This window comes from Streptomyces sp. NPDC051561, from assembly GCF_044454195.1.
Classification (GTDB): domain Bacteria; phylum Actinomycetota; class Actinomycetes; order Streptomycetales; family Streptomycetaceae; genus Streptomyces.
The window spans coordinates 17,634-39,065 of sequence record NZ_JBITDM010000038.1 but is presented as its reverse complement, the minus strand read 5'-3'; the positions used below and the strand labels follow the sequence as shown (position 1 = coordinate 39,065).

Here is a 21,432-nt window from a genome sequence, read left to right as displayed (position 1 = left end):
GTACCGCTTCGTGTACTTGCTTCCCACCTGGTGCTACTTCCTCTGGAACCTCATGTCCCAGTCTCCAGGTGTCCTGGAACAAGGGGAAGGTTCAGGGGTCATCGATGCGCCAGACCGGTTGATCGGCCTCCCCTGTCAGTGGCCAGGTGATGGCCCAGTGGCTGGTGCCCTGGTTCTCCGTAGCGAAGACCAGTCGGTCGTTCCGCGGGCCCCGCACCTGCGCGGGCATCAAGGGGTTGGAGAAGTCACTGAGCCCTGGATGGTGGCGCACCAGCCCGGCGAGAGCTGCAAGGGCCGGCGGCAAGTCAGCGTCCGGGACCGCGTCCTCGGCTGTGGGCTCTCGCTTCTCCGGGATCCCGGCGGGGTACCAGGCGTGAACGAACATCTCCAGTGCCTTGACCGGGTCCGCGTCCAGGTGCTCCAGCCACTCCACCCCGGGCTCGTGCGGAAGGCTGCTGAACAGGTTGCTCTTCTCGTTGTTGATCATTTCGGCACCGTCGCACACACCGCTGACAACACCCGTCAGGGCCGCCGCACATGCAAGCCCACCGGGACCTGGCGGGCCTTCACTCCTCGCAGCTCGGAAGGAAACCACTGAATGTCGAAGGACGGGTTGTACCCGCATCAGGTCGAGGCGGTCGACGCCGTACCCCGCCATCTCCAGTTCCCGGCCGGCTCCCCTGTGCCGGAAGAAGGGAGGTGATCGCCCCGACGGCGTCAGGTAGGACGCGAATCGCTGCGCTGGCCGCGCAGCGGCTGCACGCGCGGCGGGTGCTGGTCCGGGTGCCGACGACGGATCTGCTGGGGCTCGAACCGGCGGAAGAGTCAGAGCGGCCGGTAGAGCGCACGCAGGACGACAAGTGGATGCTCAACCTCGCGGCGGCACAGGCGTTCTATGCCCGTGAGGGGCATCTGCGGGTACCAAGGAAGCATGAGGAGCCCCTCGGGTCCGGTGTTCCTGGGGTTCTTCCTGTTCGCCTGGAGCTGAGGCGAATCGGACCTGAGGTCGGCGGAGCGGCTTTGGCCCCGGTGTCCTGCCTGGTTTGGGGTCGGTCAGGACACCGGGGGCCATACGCCGGCTGGCAACTCGGGCAGGCTGTGCTCCTGCCCGGAATGTGGACCGAACTTCCAGGTGGGTGTCACCATTCGAGACGTCGGCGGGGACGTCTGCGGCAGGGCCTATGCACAGTCGGTGTATGCGAGGCGGACTGCACAGACCCGGCACCGGAAGACAGGGCAGACCCCCAAGCCGTACGCATGCTGACCCGGGCGGACGCGGACAGCTGGTAAGACGTCGCCTCCAAAGAAGCGCCGGAGGTCGCCGACACCGCGAAGGCGGCCCGGGCGTGGGCCGACTGCTGGGCATGAGCTGGTTCTTCATAGGTGCTCGCCGCCGCGCACGACGAGCATCAGTAGCCCGTCCCACCGTGCACATTCGTTTCGACGTCAAAGTGTGTATCGCTCCCGTCAGCGTAGAAACGACAGCGATACACACTTTTATAGGCTTCAGGCCGGCTATGTCGTTGTCATTTTTCCTGGCAACAACTACCCAAGGTCAACTTCGTATGGATCTTTCGAAATTGGCCTTCAGCACCCTTGTCTAACGGGTTTCCCAGCCGATGCAGGTCGGTCGCATGCCAGCGGATTCAACGAATTCCTTTACCGCTTGTCGAATTTCTTCGACCGGAATTTTCGAGAATGCCGGATATTCCTCTCCGGAATAATACACGGGAGCCTGCCCGAGCGTGACATCCCCTACTGAATAGTAGTGGTCGTCCCCTTCTCTGGGATCTGCTGACATCAGAGACCCTGTACGTTCGCTCGGGTCGACGCCGACATGAAACGTATGATCGGGGTCCCCCGCAGGGGTGCACCTCTCCAAAGAGTAGAGCTGCGCTGCGAAGCCGAGCAGCTTACCCTCCAGCATCACGTCAATCATGTCATCAACGTCACGCGCCGTGAGAAGAGTTCGCGATTCCCCTCGGGCATCGTAGAACTCTGCGATGGTTCCCTTATTTTTCATTCTTCGTCTCCTTAGCGGGAGAAACCGAGCGCGGCACCGATCTCTGGTACGCGATCCGGATCAAGCACTTCGCCGGCAACGTGCAGTTCCTGGCCACGCCCGACGGGACACCCCTGTGGGTCTCGGACGTCGAGCCCGGCAGCACTCACGACCTGGCGGCGGCCCGTATCCATGCGCTGCCCGACCTCTACGAGGCAGCACGCGACGGCCTGCCCACACTGGCCGACATCGGCTACCTCGGCGCGGGCGGCGGCATCCACGTTCCCGTCCGCAAGCACCCCGACCTGCCCGGAAACATCGGTCCCGGCAACCGGACCTACAACAAACTCCTCCGCGGACTGCGCTTCCCCGGCGAACGCGCCATGGCTGCACTCAAACAACGCTGGCGCACCCTCCAGCACGTCACCCTCAGCCCCAGCCGGATCGGCGCCCTCACCCAAGCCGCCCTCGTCCTCAACAACGCCTGGCGATGATCCCTGAGAAAACCTCAGTGTAGGGGCCGAAGGAGGAAACCCTCGGCCCCTACACGTGGGGGCTGTTGCTATCGCACGCTAAGCGGGATCACTCATCGTGATAGCCAGCCACGTCCCAATCAACACAAGCGGGACGTTGACCACCGGATGCGACGAAGTCCTTAACGGCTTGACGCACTTCTTCAATCGAGATTTCCGAGAAGAGCGGAAAATCGAATGAACTGCCATTTTGGCAGTAGTACACGGGCCCCCGGCCGAGTTCAGGATTCCCGACGGAAACGACGTTCGTCTCCACATGGTTTCCGTCCGCCGAGGACAACACTCCCACGCCTCGCTCACGCTGCACTCCGACGATGAAAGAGTGATCGAAGATACCGGACGGAAGGCGCGGCCGGTCCAGTGAATACAGCTGTGCAGCACGTTCCATGACGTCGCTCTCCAAGAGAACATCGATCATGTCGTCCACGTCTTCGGGCGTAACCAGGACTCGTGGATTTTCAATGTGCTCGCGCCGGTATACAGCCACAGCTCCACGCGTAGTCATTATTACTTCTTCCCTCTTCGCGGGCTGCCGTTGCCGTATGTATGAGATTTGTAGCCGCCCTTGCCGTCCGGCCAGTGTACCGTAAGTGACCTGTTCCCAAGCAGGGCATTGAGAACCTGGTCACATCCCAAGCCCCCTACATCCTGGCATGGCCCGGCTGGATTATTGATGACAATTTCAGAATTGTCGATCCCCTTGTCCAGCATGAGGGCAGCATATTTTTGCTCTACATGGTCAGCGCGGTCAGAGTTGTAAGTGTGTCCCAGCTTTTCTTTGAGTCTCTCATTTACGGCTTTGATGAGATCTTTGTCGGCTGGGTTCCGGCCACTTGAGATATCGACAGTTACCCCATCTTTATCGAGGAAGTGTCCGGTGGTTGCTTTTCCTTCGTACTTGGGAAGACTTGCACCTACGTTCTCCGCAGAGAACTCAAAGCAGTTGTGGACGAGTACTGGGGTGTTGCCTGCCAGTACATAGTAGGTGTGGACTCCTGCTACTGACAGGTTGTACGTGGTGGCGGCAAGACTGTAGGACCGGTTTGTCTGGACCTTGATCGGCTTGGATTTGTCGGGAGTGCGAAGGGTCATGCCCTTCGCAAGGTCTCCCGCCTTGATCCATGCCTTCTCGGAGGGTGACCAGAAGGGGTGCTCGTGTGTCGGGTTCAGCTTTTCAGGGCCGTTGGGGGTGCTGACCGTGAGTTCGTTGAACCACTTGTCGTCCTTGGTGATGACCTGCCGGGTGACCTGCTGGATGCTTGTCTTGCCGGTGGTGGGGTCGGTGGCAACGACTCGGTCGTCGGGCTTGACGTCCTCGATGTTTTTGGTGCTTCCGCCTGCCATGAGCACCTTGGTGCCGGGCAGGAAGCAGGCGGGGCATTTCGGCTTGCGCAGACGGATGTCTTCTGCGATTTTCTCAAGCTTTTTCAGTTTGCGGAGCTTGAGGAGATTACCTCCGGGGAGTACTTCGATAATTGCCAGGCTGCATTCGACCACGGAAGAATCAGGGCAGTCGAGGATGCCTTGGATTCCTGTGAGCTCCAGCATCAGATCCTGGAACCACTTCGGACTATCCGTTATGGTGCTCGCTACCACGACGTCGTCGCCGTTCCTGCGCAGGCAGTCCCGGTAGGCAACGTCGCCTCGCTCAGTGAGAGGGACACGGCAGGTGTGCTGGCGCCGCTTCTCCTCGGCGTCCTTCTCGCGGTTGTACTCTGCTATGGCCTGGCGTTTGGCTTCTTCTAGCTCTGCTCTGACGAGCTTTTCTGTTCTGTCCCAGGCTGCCGCTGCGTCGGCTTCCGCGTCTTCTTTGCTCTTTTTGGCTTCGAGTGCGCTCGCGCGGGCTTTATCCGCGTCTTTACGGGCTCTTTCTGCGGAGTCGCGGGCGTAGCCGGCGGAGAGGCTGGCGCGGAAGGCTGAGGCTTCGGCGCTGTTGGCGTCGCGGTTGGCGTCGTCTGCTGCCTTGCGTGCGGTGGCGGCGGACTTGGCGGCCCGTGCTGCGGAGCCTTCTGCGGCGGTGGCGGACGCGTTCGCGTCGGCCGCGAACTTGAGTGCCTGGGCCTCAGAGTCCTTCGCCTTGCTGGCGGCTGCGTTTGCCTCGGCTGCTGCCTTGCGTGCGGTGGCGGCTGCTGCTTCGGCGCGCCAGGAGCTGGTGCGGGCGTCGGCGGCGGAGCGGGCGGTCTGAGCGATCAGCGCGGTGGACTGGGCCAGGTGTGTGGCTGTGAGCTCGTCCATGCTGTCGGCCTGGTACTGGCCGTGCTCGATGAACGTGTGCAGTTCGTCTGCGGGGCCGGACAGGGCGGTGCGTGCAGCGGCTTTGAGTTCGGGCCCGCCGCTGGTGAGGAGTTGGCCTGCGCGGACGCGTTCGTCGGTGTTGCGCAGGGTGTACTGATCGATCAGGAGGAAGGTCGCGAGCTTCTTGGGGTCGTTCTCCTCCAGGAGCGCCTTGGCGGCTTCCTTGACGCCAGTACGACCGGTGCTATACACCTGGCCGACCTTGATCCGGTACTCGGTGACCGCAGTCTGGAACTGGCCGTGGCGCAGGAACGTTTCGACGTCCTTGTCGCTGCCCTTGAGTGCCTGGGTGGCCGCGTCCCGTACGACTTGGTAGGGGCTTTCCGCGGCGAGCTGTTCCACCTGATAGCGGGTGTCACGGGCGATGGCTGTGCTGCGCCCGCTGCTTAGGTAGAGGACGACGGTGGTGTCGTCGCCGGAGAGGGCGGCGGTGGCGGCTTCCTGGGTGAAGGGGCCGTGGTCGCCGTTCTTCATCGCCTTGACAGCCAGCGCGCGGCCCTTGGCCGCGAGGGCCTTGGGGTCGGCGTCAGGCTTGTTCGCTTCTGCTGCCAGGCCGCCGGCTTCGCCGTCCAGCGCATAGATCTGCTTGGTGGTCTGGGCGACCTTGGCGTTGAGGGTGTCGCGGTCCTTCTTGCGGACTTCGGCGTTCTCGATCCCGGCGTTGGTCCGGTCGGTGAGTTCCTGGCTTTCGGCTTCACGGGCGAGGCCGAAGACCTGCTGGGCGGTGGTCAGCGCCTTGTCCGCGGTATCGGCGGCGTTCTTGGCCTCGGCGGCGTGTTTGGTCGATTCGGCTGCTGCCTTGGAGGCGTCACCGGCATGGTCGGCGGCCTGGTCGGCGGCGTCGGCGGCGTTGCGGGCGTGGGTGGCGGCGCTGTAGGCGGCGTCGCGTGCCTGATAGGCGGCTGCGGCGGACTTGCGGGCCAGCGCGCTGGACGCATTGGCGGCGCGCTCGGCCTCGTTGGCGTGACGCCTAGCCCTGGCGGCGGCGTCCTTGGCTTCGGCGGCGCTGGATCCGGCCTGGCCCGCGTAGTTGCTGGCGTCGTCGGCGGCGTCAGCGGCCTTCCTGGCATTGCCTGCGGCGCTGAGGGCGGCGGTGGCCGCATTGTCAGCGGCGTTCGATGCCTGGGCAGCCTCCTGGGCGGCGTTGCCGGATTCGGTGGCCAGGTCGGCGGCTTTGCGGGCCTCGGCCGCGAGCTTGCGGGCGTCGGCGGCCTTGCTGGCGTCCGAGGCGGCGCCGGCGGCGCCGGTGCGGGCGCGGGAGGCGGCCATCGCAGCCTTCGTTGCTGCCGAGGCGGCGGCCGCGGCGGCGGAAGCGGCGATGCGGGAAGCGGAGTTCGCGGCACGGGCCGCGCCGATGGCGTTGCTGGCCTCGGCTGCCGCGCCACGGGCGGCTTCGGCGGCGCGCATGGCGGCGTTGGCGGCGCGGATGGAGTCCTTGCCTGCGGCCTTGGCTTCTGCGGCTGCCTTCACGGCTGCCTGCTTGGCCAGGTCCGAGGCTGTCTGGGCGCGCTGGGAGGCTTCGACGGCCTTGTCAGTTTGTGCCTTGGCCCGAAGGCTGGCGTTCTTGGCCTGCTTGGCCAGTTGGGTGAGGGTGGCCTGTTCGCCGTCGCGGGCGCTGGCGACGTGTTGGCCGGTGGCGAGGAACTCGGCGACATCGTCTTCGGTGCCCTTGAGGGCGAGTTTGGCGGCTGCCTTGGTGGCGGGGCCGCCCACGCTCATGAGCTGGCCGACTTCGACGCGCTGGTCGGTGGCGCGGGCGGCGTACTGGCCTTCCTCCAGGAACTTCTTGACGTCTTCGGGAGAGCCGAGGAGGGCGGCCTTGCCGGCGTCCCGCACTCCGTTGCCGCCGGTGCTCATAATCTGCCCGACGCGGACGCGGTCGTCCTGGTCCTTGGGGTCCTGCCAGCCCTCGATCAGGAACTTTTCGAGGTCGTCCTGGGATCCGAGCAGTGCCTTCTTGGCAGCCTCGCGTACCCCGTTGCCGCTGGTGCTGGCCAATTGGCCTGCTGCGACGCGTTCGTCGTGGTACTGGGCGAGGTTTTCCTCGGTGTCGAGGAAGGCGAGGATGTCGTCGTCGGTCCCGGTCAGGGCGGCTTCCGCCGCTTCCCTGACTCCCGGGCCGCCCTTCTTCCAGGCTCTGACGACGTAGTCACGGTCCCATTTATCCACCACGATGGGGGTGGTTTCCTCGGCAGCTGCGGGACTGGCCCCCAGGATGCTGGCGAGGACCGTTACGGCAAGGCTGATGGCTGTCAGCCGGCCAATCCCTCCACCGCCGGGGGCTGCCCCCCGGTTACGCCTTTCGGATATGGGTGCTCTGCGGTCTTTTGGTCGTTTCATGAACTCCCCCTGCATCACCCCCGCGAGGCATCCACACCCTCGGCCCACGGGCATGCGACAGCGTCTTCACGACAACCGCGGACGGGCTGGCAGGCGCCTTCAACGGGGGTTCAGGTGTTGGTCGTTGCGTTCGTACACGCCTCAGACATATGTGAAGGCGGCGCGGTGATCCTACACGCTTCCCTTACTTCATCTTTACTGGTAACTTTCACGGGCTCCACTTCCAAGGTGGATTACGATAAACGTGCTTGAAATGAAGGTTTGTTGTGAAAACTCGATCGATCAAGGCAGTACTGGCCGGGGGACTTGGCCTGCTCGCCCTGGGGGGAACGATCACCGGCTTCGCCACCGCGAACGCTGAAGCAGCACCGGGGCCGCGCGTCGCACGAGCGGCCGCCGCCGCGGCTATGCCCTCCGCGGTGGAGGACTTCTCCTACCCGGGCGCGGAACAGCTCCTGCAGGACCGCAAGATCGTGTTGAAGCGCGGTGACGGCAACATCGTGCTCAAGGGAGGCAACGGCGACCAGGGCCAGGGAGCCTGCTCCGACGCGAAGGACATCTTCGTGGAGTCCCGCCTGGACAAGCAGGGCTTCTGCTTCACCACCACCGGCACCCGCGGCTACCTCACCATGGAGATCCCGGAAGCCTTCTTCCTGTGGACCCAGGACCGCGCCATGAAGGCCACCGTCACCGCAGACGGCACAAACAAGGTCTACGAGGCACCGAAGAACGACGTCACCACGATCGGCGAGACCGACACCGCTGGCGGCGAGAAGCGTTCCGTCCTCGTCGAACTGCGCATCACCGGATAGGCGCCCCGAGCCCCGCCGCCTCCTTCTGGCGCACGAGGGGCACAGGCAAGCAGCACTTCCTCGAACAGCCCCCATGGAGGAACGCCAGAGGTGGTGAACCAACCGAGGCACAGCGCCCTCTAGGACAACCCGGGACGCCGACCGCCTCCCCTCGACCATGGGAGACGTTGCGGCGGCAGGCGCATCAACTCGTGCGTTCTCCCTACACGGCTGACCTCCATCCCGCGCCTTCCAGGCAGCAGGACACAAGACCATGAGAAAGAACAGCAATATGCGACGAACTGCCGTGCGCTCCGCAGGGCTCATAGCCGCCACAGCCGCCCTCGGCGTGCTCACCGGCACCACCGCGACAGCCCTGTCCGGTACGGCCGCCCCGGCCCAGGCATACCCCTTCACCGCGCAGCTCGACATAGGCTCCGGTCAGCAGGCATGCACCGGTGCGCTGGTGGACCCGCAGTGGATCATCACCGCTACCACCTGTTTCGCCACCACTCCCGGCGGCGGTGCAGCGGACGGCAAGCCCGCCCTCAAGACCACCGTGCGCGTGGGCAATCCCGACCTCACCGCCAGCTCGGTGCAGACCCGCGAGGTCGTCCAGCTGGTCACCAGCGAGGACCGCAATGTGGTGCTCGCCAAGCTTGCCACCCGGGTGCAGGGCATCACACCGGTGAAGCTCAGCTCGACCCCGCCGACGGCGGGCGAGACACTGCAGGCTGTCGGGTTCGGCCGCACGAGCACCGAATGGGTGCCGGACTACCTGCACACGGGCGACTTCACCGTGGACTACGCGGACGGTGTGGCCGTCGGTCTCAACGGAGTCGGCAAGGCCGTGCTGTGCAAGGGCGACACCGGGGGCCCGACCCTCCGCGTCAAGAACGGCGTTCCCGAGCTGGTCGGCATCAACAGCCGCTCCTGGCAGGGAGGGTGCCTGGGCACGGACAAGGCGGAGACCCGCACGGCTGCGGTCGCTTCCCGCACCGACGACCTCGGCGCGTGGGTGAAGAGGACCACCTTCCGAGCTGACGGCGACGTGAACAGTGACGGCAGCGCGGACCTGGCCGCGGTCTGGAGCGACGGCACCCTGCACCTCTACAGCGGCGACAAGGCCAAGGGGCTGTCCGGCGCGTACAACTCGCAGATCGGTGACGGTGCCTGGGGCGGGATGAAGAACTTCGCCAAGGGCGACTTCACCGGTGACGGCGTCGCCGACCTGATGGCCGTCTGGAACGACGGCAGTCTGCACCTCTACCGAGGTGACGGCGCAGGAAAGTTCCTGGCCGCCACCACCGTCACCACGGGCGACAAGGCCTGGGGTGCAATGAAGAACCTCACGGCCGGCGACTTCACCGGTGACGGCATCGCCGACCTGATGGCCGTCTGGGCGGACAACACCCTGCACCTCTACAAGGGCACCGCCAACGGCCAGCTCCAGGGGCACACCACGGTCTGGGGCGGCACCGGCTGGGGCGTCAAGGAAGACGCCCTGACCGCGGGCGACTTCACCGGTGACGGCATCGCCGACCTCATGTCCATCTGGAACGACGGCACCCTGCACATGTACCAGGGCACCGGCACCGGAGACGTCAAGGCGAGCATCCCGGCCATGGGCGGCACCTCCTGGCTCACCAACAAGATCATCGCTGGTAGCGACTACACCGGCGACGGTGTCGGCGACCTCATGGCCGTCTGGTCCGACGGTACCCTCCACCTCTACACCGGCAACGGCGCAGGCAACGTCAACCCGGCCATCACCGTCCCGGTCGGCGACAACGCCTGGGGCAAGATGAAGACGGTCGTCTGACCTTCCCACACCCCCCGTTGAGGCCCGCCCGTACTGCCGGGCGGGCCTCAACAGCTGCACAGGTTCCGAGCTGCACCACGTCGGCGCACTCTTCTTCCCTCGCGCTGACCCGCGGTCTGGGGCGGCCCGGTCAGCCGCAGTCGTTCTTGTTGATTTTCAGGGAGCGGGTCTGGTCGTTGAGGTTGTAACCCCGCAGGTCGTGGATGGAGCCTCCGCTGCGGGTGACGCACACCCATCGCCCCTTGTGGTTGCGCTTCTCGTACACACGGGCTGTGCGGTCGGAGTTGTTACGTACCGAGCTGCCCCGATCGCGGATGGCGGAGGGCAGGTCCTTGACGTTGCCGTCGACCGCCCGCTTCACCCACGGCTGCCCGCCGAAATCGATCTCCGGGTAGATGCAGACGTAACCGTCCGGGCAGCCGATCTCCGCCACCACGGCGGTACGGCTGTGCCCCGTGGCGTCGGCGGTGGGGGCGGTCAGCAGGAGCGGAGTCAACGCTGCGGCGGCCACCAGGCCGGCGCGCACACGAAATGTCGTCATGCCCCAGCAGTAGCCCCGGCCGCCCCCGCCCACCAGGGAAGTGCCCGCCTCTCACCCCTGCGGGAAACCCAATCCCCTCGAACGAGTTGCCTTCGGACAGGCAGACAGGGGCCGCCGTCACCGGCGGGTGCTGTGCCGAGCCCGGCCCGTGCCGTGTGGGCCGTTGTGGACCTGGCAACCCCGTGGGCGCCCGGACACGCGGAAGACGCCACCACCAACTACGCGATCGTCCACAATGCTGTGGCCGCCGGCCCGGTGGCCGCAGCGAGCAGGTTTCCTACAGTGGCAACGGCCACGAGAGCGAGACATACGTGCGCGAGTAGCTGTTTCTAAGCCCTGTTTCAGCAGGTCAGACAGAATCTTCTGAGCGTGTGAGCTCTGGTAGCCGTTCGGGACTCGGTCACAGTGACCGGGCCGCGAACGGAACTGCTGAGGCTGCTGCGACGTGAGCGATTGAGGCTGCGAACGTCCCAGCAAGGACCGTCACAGCGCCACTCAAGTAGCCGCGAGCTTGATCAACCTGAACATGCCGACCGGGAACTTGGCCCCCACCGCGCCGAGATTCCCGGCTACCGATCTCACGTTCGCGAGGGCTTAGGAACAACTTCTGAGGGACTCTCCTACCTTCGCAGTGAATCGGGTCGGCGAGCACAATGAGGTCATTGCGCAGGTACTCAGTTGAGCTGCATGCAAGTCTCCTCGCGCAAGTACTTCTTCTGCACCCACCCTGCGGGCAAGGGCTTGTAGGCGTAACCCTTCTTCTTCCCGTGGATGACGTCCTGGTCAACAGTGTCGATATCGGCATGGATCCAACCACCCGACGCCTTGTTGGGGTGCACGAGGTCGTCCTTGTGCGCCAGGCCCAGGGAGGTGTACCGAGTCCCGGGCCCAGAGCGGATGTGCACGGCCTTTGCCGTCATGACGTACCCGCACTCAGGGAACCCCGACGGAGCGGTCGTTACGGAGGCAGCGGTAGGCAGCGTGGCGGCTGCGGGTCCGGCCACGCTGCACAGTACGGCCGCTGCTGACAGTGCGGAGATCACGATTTTCCTCATGCCGTCCCAACGCCCGCGCCCCCCGCGCCGGTACGGGCTGCTCCGATGATCACTCCGAAGAGATCCCTTCCCGCGGCGCCGTCAGCACGAGACGGGCCACGATGGTGCTGCCGCCTGCGCTCGGAGGATGAGTCGAACCGAGGATCAGCAGCGCCGAGGCGCATCTCCAGCCCTGAGACGCAGAGCAGCACGCGGACGGGGGCGGGACGCGGGGCCCGGGAGCGGCCGGTCTTCCGTGGTGTGCATCTGACTTGACTTCTGACCGACTTTGAATCTGTGGACCGCCGTCGAGGGGTTCTCTGGAGGCAGCGGGGGCCGAGAAACCCCAAACATCTGACTTGGCTTCATGACGGACTTTGAAGATCCGGTCTCACGTGACGGTCCGGGACTCCCAGCGAAGGCCGCTCCTCCCGCAATCATCTGACTTGGCTTCGTGACTTACCTTGAAGGTTGCGGCGTGTCCGCGTTCTCCGCTCGACTCGGTCCGGGATGATCTGCTGATGAGTATGCAGATGCCCGCGGTGCAGTGGGATGAGTTGTGGCTGCCGTTGCGGCCGTATGCAACGAACCGGCTGACGGAGGGGATCCGGCGGGAGCGGCGGCCTGTGGCGATGACGCGTCGCTATGTGGAGGCGAACCCGTCGGCTCTGAGCAATCTGCTGGTGGTGGATGTGGACCACGCGGATGCGGTGTTGCGGGCGGTGTCGTCGGTGGACTCGCATCCGTTGCCGAACGCAGTGGTGGAGAACCCGGTGAACGGGCATGCGCATGCGGTGTGGGCTCTGGAGGAGGCGGTGACGCGGACCGAGTACGCCCGGCGCAAGCCGCTGGCCGACGCGGCCGCCGTCACCGAGGGACTGCGCCGGGCACTGGACGGGGATGCGGCGTACTCGGGGCTGATGACGAAGAACCCGCTGCACATGGACTGGAGCACCGAGTGGCTCCACGGTGATCTCCATACGCTCGGCGGGCTGGAGGAGGTGCTGGGCGACCGTATGCCGCCCGCGCGCTGGCGTGAGACCAAGCGGTTCCGTACCAACGTCACGGGGCTGGGGCGTAACCTGCTCGATCTTCGAGACGGCCCGGACCTGGGCGTATCGCGAGGTCCGCCATCACTTCGGCAGGCCCGACACCCTGCATGCCGCCATCCACGCGGAAGTCCAGAACCGGAACACCGAGTTCGCGGAGCCGCTACCGACCGTGGAGGCACGGGCAATCGCCAACAGCATCCACCGGTGGATCACCACACGGTCGCGGATGTGGAAGGACGGCGCCGCCGTCTACGAGGCCACGTTCGTCGCCATCCAGTCCGCCCGCGGCAAGAAGGGCGGGAAGGCTTCGGGAACGGTGCGCACCGCGCGCCGGGACGAACGCACCGCAGCGATGCTGGAGTACATGAGGGGAACGTCGTGACGCAGGAACCCAACCGCGAGCGCCGTACCGTGACGGCACGTGAACTTGCGGACCGCTTCGGTGTATCGCCGCGGACGGTGGTACGCATGGTCGCCGAGGAACGCGCGGTGTACGAGGACCGGTCCCGCCAACGCCGGGACCACATCGTCGAGCTGCACCGACAGGGACTGAAGGGGTACGAGATCGCGCGCGAGCTGTCCGTTTCCGCTGGCCTCGTATCCATCCGGCTCAAGGAAGCCCGCTCGGCCGGTGTCGATCTCACCCGCTTCGCCGATGCCGCTGAAGGGGAGATAGCGGCAGACGGCAGCGGCGCCCGGTGACGGCGGCCGGAATTGGCTAACCATCGCGTGGTGTCTGTGTGGGCCGCACCCGCGCTGTGATGGAGGCGTGCGGTGGCGCGTGTCCACACGACCGGCTGTTGCCCGGGGACTGCGGCACGCGGGGCTACGGTGAGCACGTGACCGAGATCCCCGAAGCCGACGCGCAGCTGCTCCGCCACTTCTCCGTGGTCTCCCAGAAGCACTCCGCGCGGTACCGGACGGCCCTGCTCCTGGGGGCCGCAGCCGACACCCTCATCAAGTACGTGCCCGCGGGAACCGAGCGCACTGCCGGTCTGCGCAAACTGCTGGAAGCCCGGGACTGCATGATGCGCGCCTTCGATGACGAGAGCGCCGCGCACACGGCGCAGCAGGGGACTACGAGCTGACCGTAACCGCCTTTTCTCTTCGCCCTGATGGGTCTCAGCAGTCAGAGCCTCTCCGGATCACCGTCAAGGCCGGTGGAGGGCGGTGAATTACGGAATCGCGGGGTGGGTCCGGCCTGTGCCTGCCAGGCTCGTTCCATGCCGAAACGCGACGTGTGGGTGTGCGTGGCTTCCGCCACGGTCAATGCCGACGCCATCAAGACCATCGACCACTCGCGGGACTCGCTCACGGTGGAGATCACCGTCACCGGGCGGCGCACTCCCCTGGCCGTGCGCACCAACGACCCGGCGGGCTCGGCCCGGAGCCTGCTCGACAACATCGCCCAGTGCGCCGGAGAGGGCGGGCACTGGATCCTCTCCCCCGACACCACCCACCCGGCCACCTGGACCCGCGAACCTCTCGGGGCCGGCAACCGCCGGGCCACCACCCGCTACACCAACGGGCGCCCGCCTGGTGCGCCTCCCGTCGTCGTGCCCGACTCCTGGGCCATCCCCGACAGCATGACCCACCTGCGCCACGCCTCCGACCCCGCCCCGGGCAACCCCGCGGACGGCTCCGGCGCCTGACCACCCGTCAGCTCTGAACGGGACTGAGCGGGAACGCGGGTGACACCTTGACTCTCACGAGGGCCCGGCGGAGCTGTGCGGGATCACCGCGCGGAGGAGCGCGCACCCGCGTGAGAACGGCAGTGGGTAGCGGTCTGCCCCGGCCGCTGGGGGCGGACGTACGTCGTCCGTGCGACACGGGCCGCTTCCGCCCCCACAACCGTGCTGCGCACGACACGGTGATCACCATGCACCCGCGATACCTCCCGGCGCTCCTGACCCTCGCCCTGCCCCTCCTGTGCCTCTGCACAGCGGGGTGCGTGGCGGTACCCGCCGCCCCCGCACAGCACGCACTTCCCGTCGACCGCCCGCAGACCGTGCGCACCGTCCCCCTCTGGACGCCCCCTGCCGAACCGCGGGCCATCACCACCCTGGATCCCGCCGGGACTCCCCCACCCACACTCACTCCAACCCGACCTGTTTAGAGCCTGTGTCTAAACAGGCTCTTACAGGCGAGTTGAGGCAGACCAGGAACCGCCCGGCCCGCGTGGGGTGCGTCATCAGGAGCCGCGCCGCCGTACGGGTCCCCCGCCGCGCGCTGCGCAGGAACGGCCCCAGGCACCCCGGCGGGCAGCCGCTCCGGCCCGCACGGGTCCCCGGACGGCACCGGCCGCGCCGAGGGTCGCGAAGCGTCCGCGCCCGCAGTACGACCCCGGGATCGTCTGCACCTGGGGGGCTCAGTCCGGGCTTGACCCGGCCACCGTCGCCGCGTGCCGTCAGCAGTGCTGTTATGCAGAGAGCTGCCTGGTCTCGCTGGAGGTGAGCCATTCCCGCTCGACCCGAGCCATCTGACTCTGCTCTTGGTGGCCCAAGGGACTCACGCCCCGATGTCTGTCCGACCTCGACCGAGGTGGCGGACGGGAACACGGGCGCCGACCAGGCGCCCCTCGGCGGCGGCTTCGCGCAAGAGACGAGTCCGGGCCGGCTGGTCGCCCAAGGGCAGCCCGGCCAGCCCGATCTTCCCCACGTACAGCACCGCCCACCCGTACCGCTCGACCCAGGCCACCCACGGGTCCGGAGGCAGAATCGTGCCCGTGTAGAAGACGGCCCCATCGGGCTCGGTGACGGTCAGCTGCGCCACGCCGTCGGCATCCGGGGCGGTGCAGGCGGCCTGCCACTGCTGCGCGGGAGCGGGCGCATGCCGGAGTCGCCCGACGGGTGAGAACCCTCGGGCCAGGACGTGGGAGGCCAGGACGTCGACGAGATCACGGGCGCCTGTGGCGACGAGGAACACCGGGGCTTCAAGCTCCGCGACGAGGACCGGCAGCACGCTGCCGCCGTGATCGACGGTAGCGGCGGTCATCCGCATCACCGCCCCCTCCTGCGGTGCCTGCGGTCCGGCGGGCGTACGGGGCTCGGGAATCTCCACAAGGGCCGACGGGTGGCATTCGGCGTGGGCGTAGCGGATGTGGGCGATGCGGCCGCCGATGCGGACGACGACGTTGACCGGTTCCTCAGGGTCGATCTTCTTCTGGCAGCCGAGGCAGATGGCGTGGTGGAGCGTGACCGCCCCGGCCTTGGCGGCGCCGTCCTCCCCCAGGGCGGTACGGACATCCTCACTCATATGGATATCGGTCATCGTTCATCCTCCCGGCCGGTCATGCCCGTGCACACAAAACGTCCCGCCGGCCCGTACCGTGCGGGGCTCCAGGGAACTCACATCCCGAAATGGCTTCCGGCCTGGGAGGCGATGGACCTCGCCAGCCGGGTCAGGTCCGGCTGCATCTCCGCCAGGTCCTCCTGGTCGGCGAGTCCGGCCTGGCTGAGGTATTCGGTGACCTCTCCCAGCACCATGGTGGCGAGGTCTTCCTCTTCGCCGAGGGGCGGGTTGTCCTCGTCCCAGCCGCCGTCGGGCATCTGCTCGGCGTCCATCAAGCTGTCGCCGTGATCGGGGCGCCGAGCGAGAGCGGTTCGTCGAGGTCGGTGAGCGGCGCCAGATGTGCGTCGGTGACCACGAGGCGGTCGCTGGAGGTGTAGGTGACGGCGGCTTTGACACGGATACCGTGCAGGACCTGCGGAAGCCAGTAGGCGACGTCTGCCCACATGCGGTTCAGCGGCAGTTCCTCGACCGGGCACCAGAAGGGCCGGATCTCCTCGCACGCCCGCAACTGGCCCTCGGGTTCGGCGGCGAGGAAGACCGGGGTGCTGTGGTCCCACCGCTGCTCGGGGAAGGTGAAGGTCAGGTTGGCGACGTGCTGGACACCACTGGAGGGGCGGAGCCCCGACTCTTCCTCCAGCTCGCGTACGGCGGCTTGTTCGGGGTCTTCGCCGGGGTCGATGTGTCCGCCGATCACGACGGTCCGCCCGGTTCCGAACCCGGACAGCTTCTCGCCCAGCAGCACCTCCCACCTCCCCTGGGCGGTGGTCCGGGTCGCGGTGCACAGGGTGGTCCGACGCATCTGCTTCATCGCCATATCGGCATCCTGTCAAAGCTGTTGGCCGGATACAGGGTGTTTCCGCCCAACAGCTCTGCGTCATCAGCGGATGGTGTCGTCGGTGTTGGGGCCGAGGGCTGCGTGGTAGAGGTCGGCGAGGTCGTCCCCGAGCAGGCCACGCTGGAGTGCTTCGTCGCACAGGAGGCCGAGCATCAGCCGCAGGAGGCGCTTGCGCCGCCGGTAGTCCTGGCCGGTGTGCGCGCGGACGAGGGTGAGGCGCTCCAGGGAGGTGCCCAGGGCCGGGGGGTACCAGGGCAGGGCGCGCATGATTCTGATGCGGGACTTGGGTGACGGCGTGGGCCGCCCGTTGACGGCGAATACCAGGTTCACCAGGAGTCCGACGGTGTCGTTGATCCACTGGTGGGCACTCACGAAGTCGCCCCGGGCCTCGGTGATGTCGGGCAGTCCCGATTCCATCCCGTGGAAGGCGGGGCCGTGGTCGTCGAGGTGGTAGAAGCGCCGGTTGACGATCTTGCCGACGCACCAGGCCACGCGTTCGTGTACCTGCCGGTCGGTGAAGCGGGCCTGCCCGCACAGCGCATCGAGCTTGCCTGACGGGTCGCGGTAGGCCAGGGTCTCGTGGCCGTAGCAGTAGCGCTGCGCCTCGGACCACTGGGCGGGATCGACCCGGTCGAGGTTGAGCCGCCAGATCGACCAGGTGCGCTCCTGGAGGTCGTGAAAGCGGTGCGGCTGCACGTCCGGCGCCTGGTCGGCCTGGGGGTAGAGGAGGACGAGGTCGACGTCGGAGTGCACGTCGAAGGTGCCCCGCACGAAGCTCCCCTGGACGCCGACGGCGGCCGGCTCGCGGTCCGCCGTGAACTGCTTGAGGACGTCCTCGATGCCGAGTTCTTTCAGGTGTGTGCGGGGGATGGGATCCACTGGGTGCCTCCCTGGGTCGGGGCCGTAGGGCCGAAGTGGGACTGAAGGTGCTGGTGGAGGTCGGCTGCGATGTCCTCTTCGGCGCGGGTGGCGTCGAGGGTCACGACCGGGGCGCCGGCCTCGCGCAGGAACGCCAGGCCGTCGGTGGTGGTGGTGAGGAAGGTTGCGATGCGGCGGTCCATGCGGGTGCGGCGCTGGCTGGTCACGGTGCCGCGTACAGCCCTCTCCCGGCTGATCTGCCGGGCCACGGACTGCCCCGCCACGTCGGTGGGGAAGGTGAGTTCCACGAAGAGCGTCTGCCCGTACTGCGGTCCCTTGGCGTAGAGGCGGGCCTGCTCCAGTCCGCGCGGGCAGCCATCCATCAAAAGCAGCGGCGCCACTGTGCGGGCGGCGAGCTGGAAGGTGACCCGGTCGAAGGCGAACGGTGCCAGCACTCCTTCCCGGTGTGTGCGGGCGTGATGGTCGGCCTCCCTGTCGAGCAGGGCCTGTTCGTCTGCGGTGAGCAGGGCCCGGACCGGGTCGGTGAGGAGCAGCTTGGTGGCCAGGACCTCGCAGCCGGGAATCTGGCGCCGCAGCCGGGCGATCTGGGTGCTCTTGCCCGCGCCGGGCGGGCCGATGAAGCAGACGATCGGCGTCGGCCGGCTCCTCGCGTACTGCTGCACGGGGGTTGCGGGGGTGTGGGCGGCGCGGACGACGTCGAGCAGCAGTGGGGTGAGCGGTAGGAAGTGGCGCAGGGCGGGGACAGAGCCGATGTCGGCGTCGTACAGCGCCCGATGAAGCACCAGGGCCTCCTCCCAGGGACGACCAAGTGCGGAAAGGTCGCGTTCGACGCGCTCCAGGCTCATGCCGCCGCGCACCTGCGGGTCTTTGACGGTGCGGTCGACGATGCCGAGGTAGTCGTGGGTGCGGATCAGCCACGACACCAGCGGTACTTCGGTGTCGGTGAGGTGGAGCGGGCAGTGCTGGGGCCACAGGGTCGAGCCGACGGCGCCGTGCACGCCGATGACGGTGTGGTTGTGGGCCTTTGCGACGTCGTGCAGGAGGACGGCGACCCGTAGCGCCCTGCGGTCGGCGGGCGGGCAGGCGCTGGTGTCCATCAGCAGGGCGGCGGTCAGGGCGTGCTGGTAGGTCAGCCATCCCTGGTGGGTGGGCTTCTGCTCGCTGGTCTGCGCATGGAGCATCGCGTGGATCGCCGGGTCGCTGCTGTCGGGGGTGTCCGGGGAGGCCACTGATTGCAGCCACGCCCGCCACTGGCCGTCCGGGGCGTGCCAGGGGTCGCCGTCGGGGAGTTCGGTGGCCTGGACGAGGGGTACTTCGTGGAGGTGGTGCGGTGTGGCCTGGTGCCAGGCCAGCACGGCGGCGACCGCGGTGTCGGCGGCCGGGGGGAAGCTGAGGGGGCGGGTGCGCGACTGGGGCGCTATCGCCTGGAGCTCGTGGCCGATCTCCTCGGAGGTGCGGAGCATGCCGCCGCTGCCAAGTGCCGGGTAGAGGGCGTGCCAGAGGTGCGTCGCCGTGTTCACGGCCCTGTGTGTCGCGCCGGGGACGGGGCGCAGGCGGCCGACGTGCGCGTCGTCGAGCGCTCCCGGCCGGTGCTCCGTCACCCGGGCCGCACCGGCGTGGTCGAGGCCGATACTCAGCCACTGGAGTATCAGAGCGAAGTCTTCCCTGGTGCCCGGAACGGCAGGGGCATCGGGTGCTCCCGGTCCGTCCCCCACCGCCTGCCACTGGGCCAGCCCGGCTTGGTGCAGGGCCTGTTGGACGTGGACCACGTGGTCCTGCTGTACGGCGATCAGTCCGCCGGCCGGGGGGACGGCGGGGCCGAACTCCCCGGTCAGCAGTGCGGCGGCGGCAGCGCTGCCCACTACCCGGGCGTCCTCGTCGATGCCGGTGGCGAGCGTCAGCACGTCGCGCAGCCAGGACGGCGGCGCGGTCAGGACGGCAGAGGCGCGGTCCTGCTGCGGGAGTACGGGCGTGCGTGGTGGGGTGGAGTGCATGAGGGCCTCCGGTTGCGGTGGGGCGCGGCGCCGGTCGGCGGCCGCGCCCCACCAGAGCAGCAGCGGCTGCCGGTCACCGGAATTCGGCGACCGGCGGCGGCGACCGGCGAAGTCCCCGGCGCGCAATCCGGCGGGGCTCGGCGAATCCTCGGCGAACAACCCGGCCCCGTTCCCCGCCGGGTCGGTCCCTTCTACGCTGGACAGATTCGGCTCACGGAGGCGTCCTATGGGAAGGCCCGCACGGGAGCGGCGGCCCAACGGGCTGCTGGCGCACTGGATAGTGCGCACGGGGATGTCGAACGTGGAACTGGCCCGCGCCGTCACAGTGGCTGCCGCCGAGCGCGGCGAGCGCGGGATCGCCCCGGACGAGTCCCGGGTGCGGCGGTGGCTCAAGGGCGAGATCCCCCGCCCGCCGGTGCCCGCCCTCCTCGCCGACGTCCTCAGCGCCCGCGCCGGACTGCCCCTGACCTGCCCGGACCTGGGCCTTCCCGGCCCCCACACGGTGGCGGGCGCACACCGCAGCGATCTGCCGTGGGAGGCGAGCTGCACCATCGGAGCCCTGACAGAGATCACCCGGAGCGAATTCATGCTGCCCACATCCCGCACCACCGACCACGCCCGCAACGTCCGCACTGGCGAGGACCTGCTCACGCCGCTCCAGCGCTGGCCCGCCACCACCTCCACCGCCGACAAGTCCTCCGCGCTCAAGGCGCCGGGCCAGCGGATCGGTGTGGTGCAGGTCGAAGGCATCCGGGCGGTGACCGCCACCTTCCGCGACCTCGACAACCGGCACGGCGGCGCGCTCTCCCGCAAAGCGGTCATCGGGCAGCTCAACGACGCCGTCACCCTCCTCGACACCTGCACCTACACCGCCGCCACCGGAAAAGCGCTGTTCTCCGCGGTCGCCGACCTCGGCTCCGTCGCCGCGTGGATGACGTTCGACGCGGGCCGCCACGCCAGCGCCCAGGCCCTGTTCGTCACCGCGCTCCACGCCGCCGCCGAGGGCGAGGACCGGGGAATCGGGGCGCACCTGCTGCAATTCATGGCCCGCCAGATGTCCCACCTGGAGCACTTCGACGACGCCCTGGACCTCATCGCGCTCGCCCAGTACGGGGCCCGCCGCCACCTGACCCCGGCCACCATCTCGGTGCTCGCGTCCCTCGAAGCCCGCTTCCACGCCATCCTCGGCAACCTCGATGACAGCGAACGCGCCGCCGACCAGGCCCAAGAGGCATTCACCCGCATCACCGCCACCGAAGAACCCGCCCACCTCGCGTTCTTCGACGCCGCCGAACTCTCCGCCACCCTCGGCATCGCCCACCAGATCGCCGCGAAGAACAGCACCGACACCGCCCGCACCCGCAGTGCCGAAAAGTCCGTCCTGCTGATCCATAGGCGCTGGAGCACCGGCCCGAACACCGGGTGCGCAGCAAAGCCTTCGACCACCTCGGACTCGCCCGCACCCACCTCACCATCGGAGAAACCGACGGCGCCCTTGAGGAGACCGAACGGGCCCTCGCCCTGTTCGGCACGATCGCCTCCCAGCGCGTCGCCGACCGCCTGGTCGAACTCCACGAGGAGGCCCTGCCCTTCGCCGACGGACAGGCCGGCGGCGAACTCCGCCAGCGCATCGCCGCCGCCGTGAACAACTGACACACCGGGGCGTCGGCATACGCCGACAACGCCAGACCAGGTGCACTGCTCCGGGTCGGGCACGGGGAAGTGGCTCGCGGGACCGCGCCCGCGCGCACGGCTTCACAGCAGCATGCCGCCGAGCGTGCACTGCTCCGCCGGACCGTCCCAGCGCGTACGGGGTGCACCAGGCGAACAGCAACAACTCCACTCCACCGTGAGACCGTCCCAGCGCGTACGGGGTGCACCCGGCGGAAAATCGAACGACTTGGAAACAATTGGGTCCGTCCCTGCGCGTACGGGGTGCACCCCTTGGGCGGTGCGGCCTCGTGTCGCTTGAAGGGTCCGTCCCCGCGCGTACGGGGGGCACCGATGTAGGTCGTCCTCACTG

Annotated in this window: 18 protein-coding genes; 7 read left to right on the top strand and 11 right to left on the bottom strand. The window is 67.7% G+C overall.

What is annotated here, in order from left to right; translation table 11 throughout:
- Positions 1–91: 91 nt before the first annotated feature.
- Complete coding sequence (locus tag ACIA73_RS39905) at positions 92–487, bottom strand: hypothetical protein (protein WP_399443903.1); 396 nt, start codon at positions 485–487, stop codon at positions 92–94.
- A gap of 1,113 nt (positions 488–1,600) precedes the next feature.
- On the bottom strand, positions 1,601–2,023 hold the full coding sequence (locus tag ACIA73_RS39900) for an Imm1 family immunity protein (protein ID WP_399443902.1): 423 nt from the start codon (positions 2,021–2,023) through the stop codon (positions 1,601–1,603).
- On the opposite strand from ACIA73_RS39900, the gene ACIA73_RS39895 reads away from it, so the two are divergent.
- Positions 1,975–2,496: a transposase family protein gene (locus tag ACIA73_RS39895; RefSeq protein WP_399443905.1), complete on the top strand. Its 522-nt coding sequence runs from the start codon at positions 1,975–1,977 to the stop codon at positions 2,494–2,496. The genes ACIA73_RS39900 and ACIA73_RS39895 overlap by 49 nt on opposite strands.
- Positions 2,497–2,584: 88 nt before the next feature.
- On the opposite strand, the gene ACIA73_RS39890 is transcribed toward ACIA73_RS39895, so the two are convergent.
- Both ACIA73_RS39890 and ACIA73_RS39885 read right to left on the bottom strand, forming a co-directional pair.
- Positions 2,585–3,040 (bottom strand): Imm1 family immunity protein, encoded by a 456-nt coding sequence (locus ACIA73_RS39890; RefSeq protein WP_399443901.1) that lies wholly within the window; start codon positions 3,038–3,040, stop codon positions 2,585–2,587.
- 2 nt (positions 3,041–3,042) lie between these two features.
- Positions 3,043–7,002: a DddA-like double-stranded DNA deaminase toxin gene (locus ACIA73_RS39885; protein WP_399443900.1), complete on the bottom strand. Its 3,960-nt coding sequence runs from the start codon at positions 7,000–7,002 to the stop codon at positions 3,043–3,045.
- A 434-nt stretch (positions 7,003–7,436) separates the two neighbouring features.
- On the opposite strand from ACIA73_RS39885, the gene ACIA73_RS39880 reads away from it, so the two are divergent.
- A complete protein-coding gene (locus ACIA73_RS39880) occupies positions 7,437–7,982 on the top strand; it encodes a hypothetical protein (RefSeq protein WP_399443899.1) in 546 nt (181 codons plus the stop codon).
- Positions 7,983–8,235: 253 nt separating this feature from the next.
- Positions 8,236–9,783: an FG-GAP-like repeat-containing protein gene (locus ACIA73_RS39875; protein ID WP_399443898.1), complete on the top strand. Its 1,548-nt coding sequence runs from the start codon at positions 8,236–8,238 to the stop codon at positions 9,781–9,783.
- A gap of 130 nt (positions 9,784–9,913) precedes the next feature.
- Here ACIA73_RS39875 and ACIA73_RS39870 read toward each other — a convergent pair whose 3' ends face one another.
- The gene (locus ACIA73_RS39870) at positions 9,914–10,324 is read right to left on the bottom strand and encodes a peptidase inhibitor family I36 protein (protein ID WP_399443897.1); all 411 of its coding nucleotides are present in this window, start codon (positions 10,322–10,324) and stop codon (positions 9,914–9,916) included.
- A gap of 674 nt (positions 10,325–10,998) precedes the next feature.
- Positions 10,999–11,244: a hypothetical protein gene (locus ACIA73_RS39865; protein ID WP_399443896.1), complete on the bottom strand. Its 246-nt coding sequence runs from the start codon at positions 11,242–11,244 to the stop codon at positions 10,999–11,001.
- A 635-nt stretch (positions 11,245–11,879) separates the two neighbouring features.
- On the opposite strand from ACIA73_RS39865, the gene ACIA73_RS39860 reads away from it, so the two are divergent.
- The 3 genes from ACIA73_RS39860 (at position 11,880) to ACIA73_RS39850 (ending at position 14,062) form a co-directional block, all read left to right on the top strand.
- Positions 11,880–13,112, top strand: coding sequence for a replication initiation protein (locus ACIA73_RS39860; RefSeq protein WP_399443895.1), 1,233 nt, complete (start codon positions 11,880–11,882; stop codon positions 13,110–13,112).
- 137 nt (positions 13,113–13,249) lie between these two features.
- Positions 13,250–13,498 carry a hypothetical protein gene (locus tag ACIA73_RS39855; protein WP_399443894.1) on the top strand — a complete coding sequence of 83 codons (249 nt, stop codon included), beginning with the start codon at positions 13,250–13,252 and terminating at the stop codon, positions 13,496–13,498.
- Between the two features lie 135 nt (positions 13,499–13,633).
- Positions 13,634–14,062: a hypothetical protein gene (locus ACIA73_RS39850; RefSeq protein WP_399443893.1), complete on the top strand. Its 429-nt coding sequence runs from the start codon at positions 13,634–13,636 to the stop codon at positions 14,060–14,062.
- A gap of 856 nt (positions 14,063–14,918) precedes the next feature.
- On the opposite strand, the gene ACIA73_RS39845 is transcribed toward ACIA73_RS39850, so the two are convergent.
- The 5 genes from ACIA73_RS39845 to ACIA73_RS39825 all read right to left on the bottom strand — a co-directional run bounded on the left by ACIA73_RS39845 (position 14,919) and on the right by ACIA73_RS39825 (position 19,568).
- Complete coding sequence (locus tag ACIA73_RS39845; RefSeq protein WP_399443892.1) at positions 14,919–15,680, bottom strand: hypothetical protein; 762 nt, start codon at positions 15,678–15,680, stop codon at positions 14,919–14,921.
- A 77-nt stretch (positions 15,681–15,757) separates the two neighbouring features.
- Positions 15,758–15,973: a hypothetical protein gene (locus ACIA73_RS39840; protein WP_399443891.1), complete on the bottom strand. Its 216-nt coding sequence runs from the start codon at positions 15,971–15,973 to the stop codon at positions 15,758–15,760.
- On the bottom strand, positions 15,973–16,515 hold the full coding sequence (locus ACIA73_RS39835) for an 8-oxo-dGTP diphosphatase (protein WP_399443890.1): 543 nt from the start codon (positions 16,513–16,515) through the stop codon (positions 15,973–15,975). The genes ACIA73_RS39840 and ACIA73_RS39835 overlap by 1 nt, the downstream gene beginning before the upstream one ends.
- Positions 16,516–16,578: 63 nt before the next feature.
- Entirely contained in the window at positions 16,579–17,415 is an 837-nt protein-coding gene (locus tag ACIA73_RS39830) for a nucleotidyltransferase domain-containing protein (RefSeq protein WP_399443889.1), read from the bottom strand.
- Positions 17,388–19,568: a hypothetical protein gene (locus ACIA73_RS39825; RefSeq protein WP_399443888.1), complete on the bottom strand. Its 2,181-nt coding sequence runs from the start codon at positions 19,566–19,568 to the stop codon at positions 17,388–17,390. Before ACIA73_RS39825 ends, ACIA73_RS39830 begins: the two co-directional genes overlap by 28 nt.
- A 67-nt stretch (positions 19,569–19,635) precedes the next feature.
- On the opposite strand from ACIA73_RS39825, the gene ACIA73_RS39820 reads away from it, so the two are divergent.
- Positions 19,636–21,054, top strand: a complete 1,419-nt coding sequence (locus tag ACIA73_RS39820; protein WP_399443887.1) for a transcriptional regulator — start codon at positions 19,636–19,638, stop codon at positions 21,052–21,054.
- The last annotated feature ends 378 nt before the right edge of the window (positions 21,055–21,432 follow it).

Bases quoted from the DNA above. Each gene is read 5' to 3' on its own strand.
- ACIA73_RS39860 (WP_399443895.1), top strand. From the start codon at position 11,880: ATGAGTATGCAGATGCCCGCGGTGCAGTGGGATGAGTTGTGGCTGCCG.
- ACIA73_RS39905 (WP_399443903.1), bottom strand. From the start codon at position 487: ATGATCAACAACGAGAAGAGCAACCTGTTCAGCAGCCTTCCGCACGAG.
- ACIA73_RS39865 (WP_399443896.1), bottom strand. From the start codon at position 11,244: ATGACGGCAAAGGCCGTGCACATCCGCTCTGGGCCCGGGACTCGGTAC.
- ACIA73_RS39820 (WP_399443887.1), top strand. From the start codon at position 19,636: ATGGGAAGGCCCGCACGGGAGCGGCGGCCCAACGGGCTGCTGGCGCAC.
- ACIA73_RS39840 (WP_399443891.1), bottom strand. From the start codon at position 15,973: ATGGACGCCGAGCAGATGCCCGACGGCGGCTGGGACGAGGACAACCCG.
- ACIA73_RS39845 (WP_399443892.1), bottom strand. From the start codon at position 15,680: ATGACCGATATCCATATGAGTGAGGATGTCCGTACCGCCCTGGGGGAG.
- ACIA73_RS39835 (WP_399443890.1), bottom strand. From the start codon at position 16,515: ATGGCGATGAAGCAGATGCGTCGGACCACCCTGTGCACCGCGACCCGG.
- ACIA73_RS39875 (WP_399443898.1), top strand. From the start codon at position 8,236: ATGAGAAAGAACAGCAATATGCGACGAACTGCCGTGCGCTCCGCAGGG.
- ACIA73_RS39890 (WP_399443901.1), bottom strand. From the start codon at position 3,040: ATGACTACGCGTGGAGCTGTGGCTGTATACCGGCGCGAGCACATTGAA.
- ACIA73_RS39900 (WP_399443902.1), bottom strand. From the start codon at position 2,023: ATGAAAAATAAGGGAACCATCGCAGAGTTCTACGATGCCCGAGGGGAA.
- ACIA73_RS39870 (WP_399443897.1), bottom strand. From the start codon at position 10,324: ATGACGACATTTCGTGTGCGCGCCGGCCTGGTGGCCGCCGCAGCGTTG.
- ACIA73_RS39850 (WP_399443893.1), top strand. From the start codon at position 13,634: ATGCCGAAACGCGACGTGTGGGTGTGCGTGGCTTCCGCCACGGTCAAT.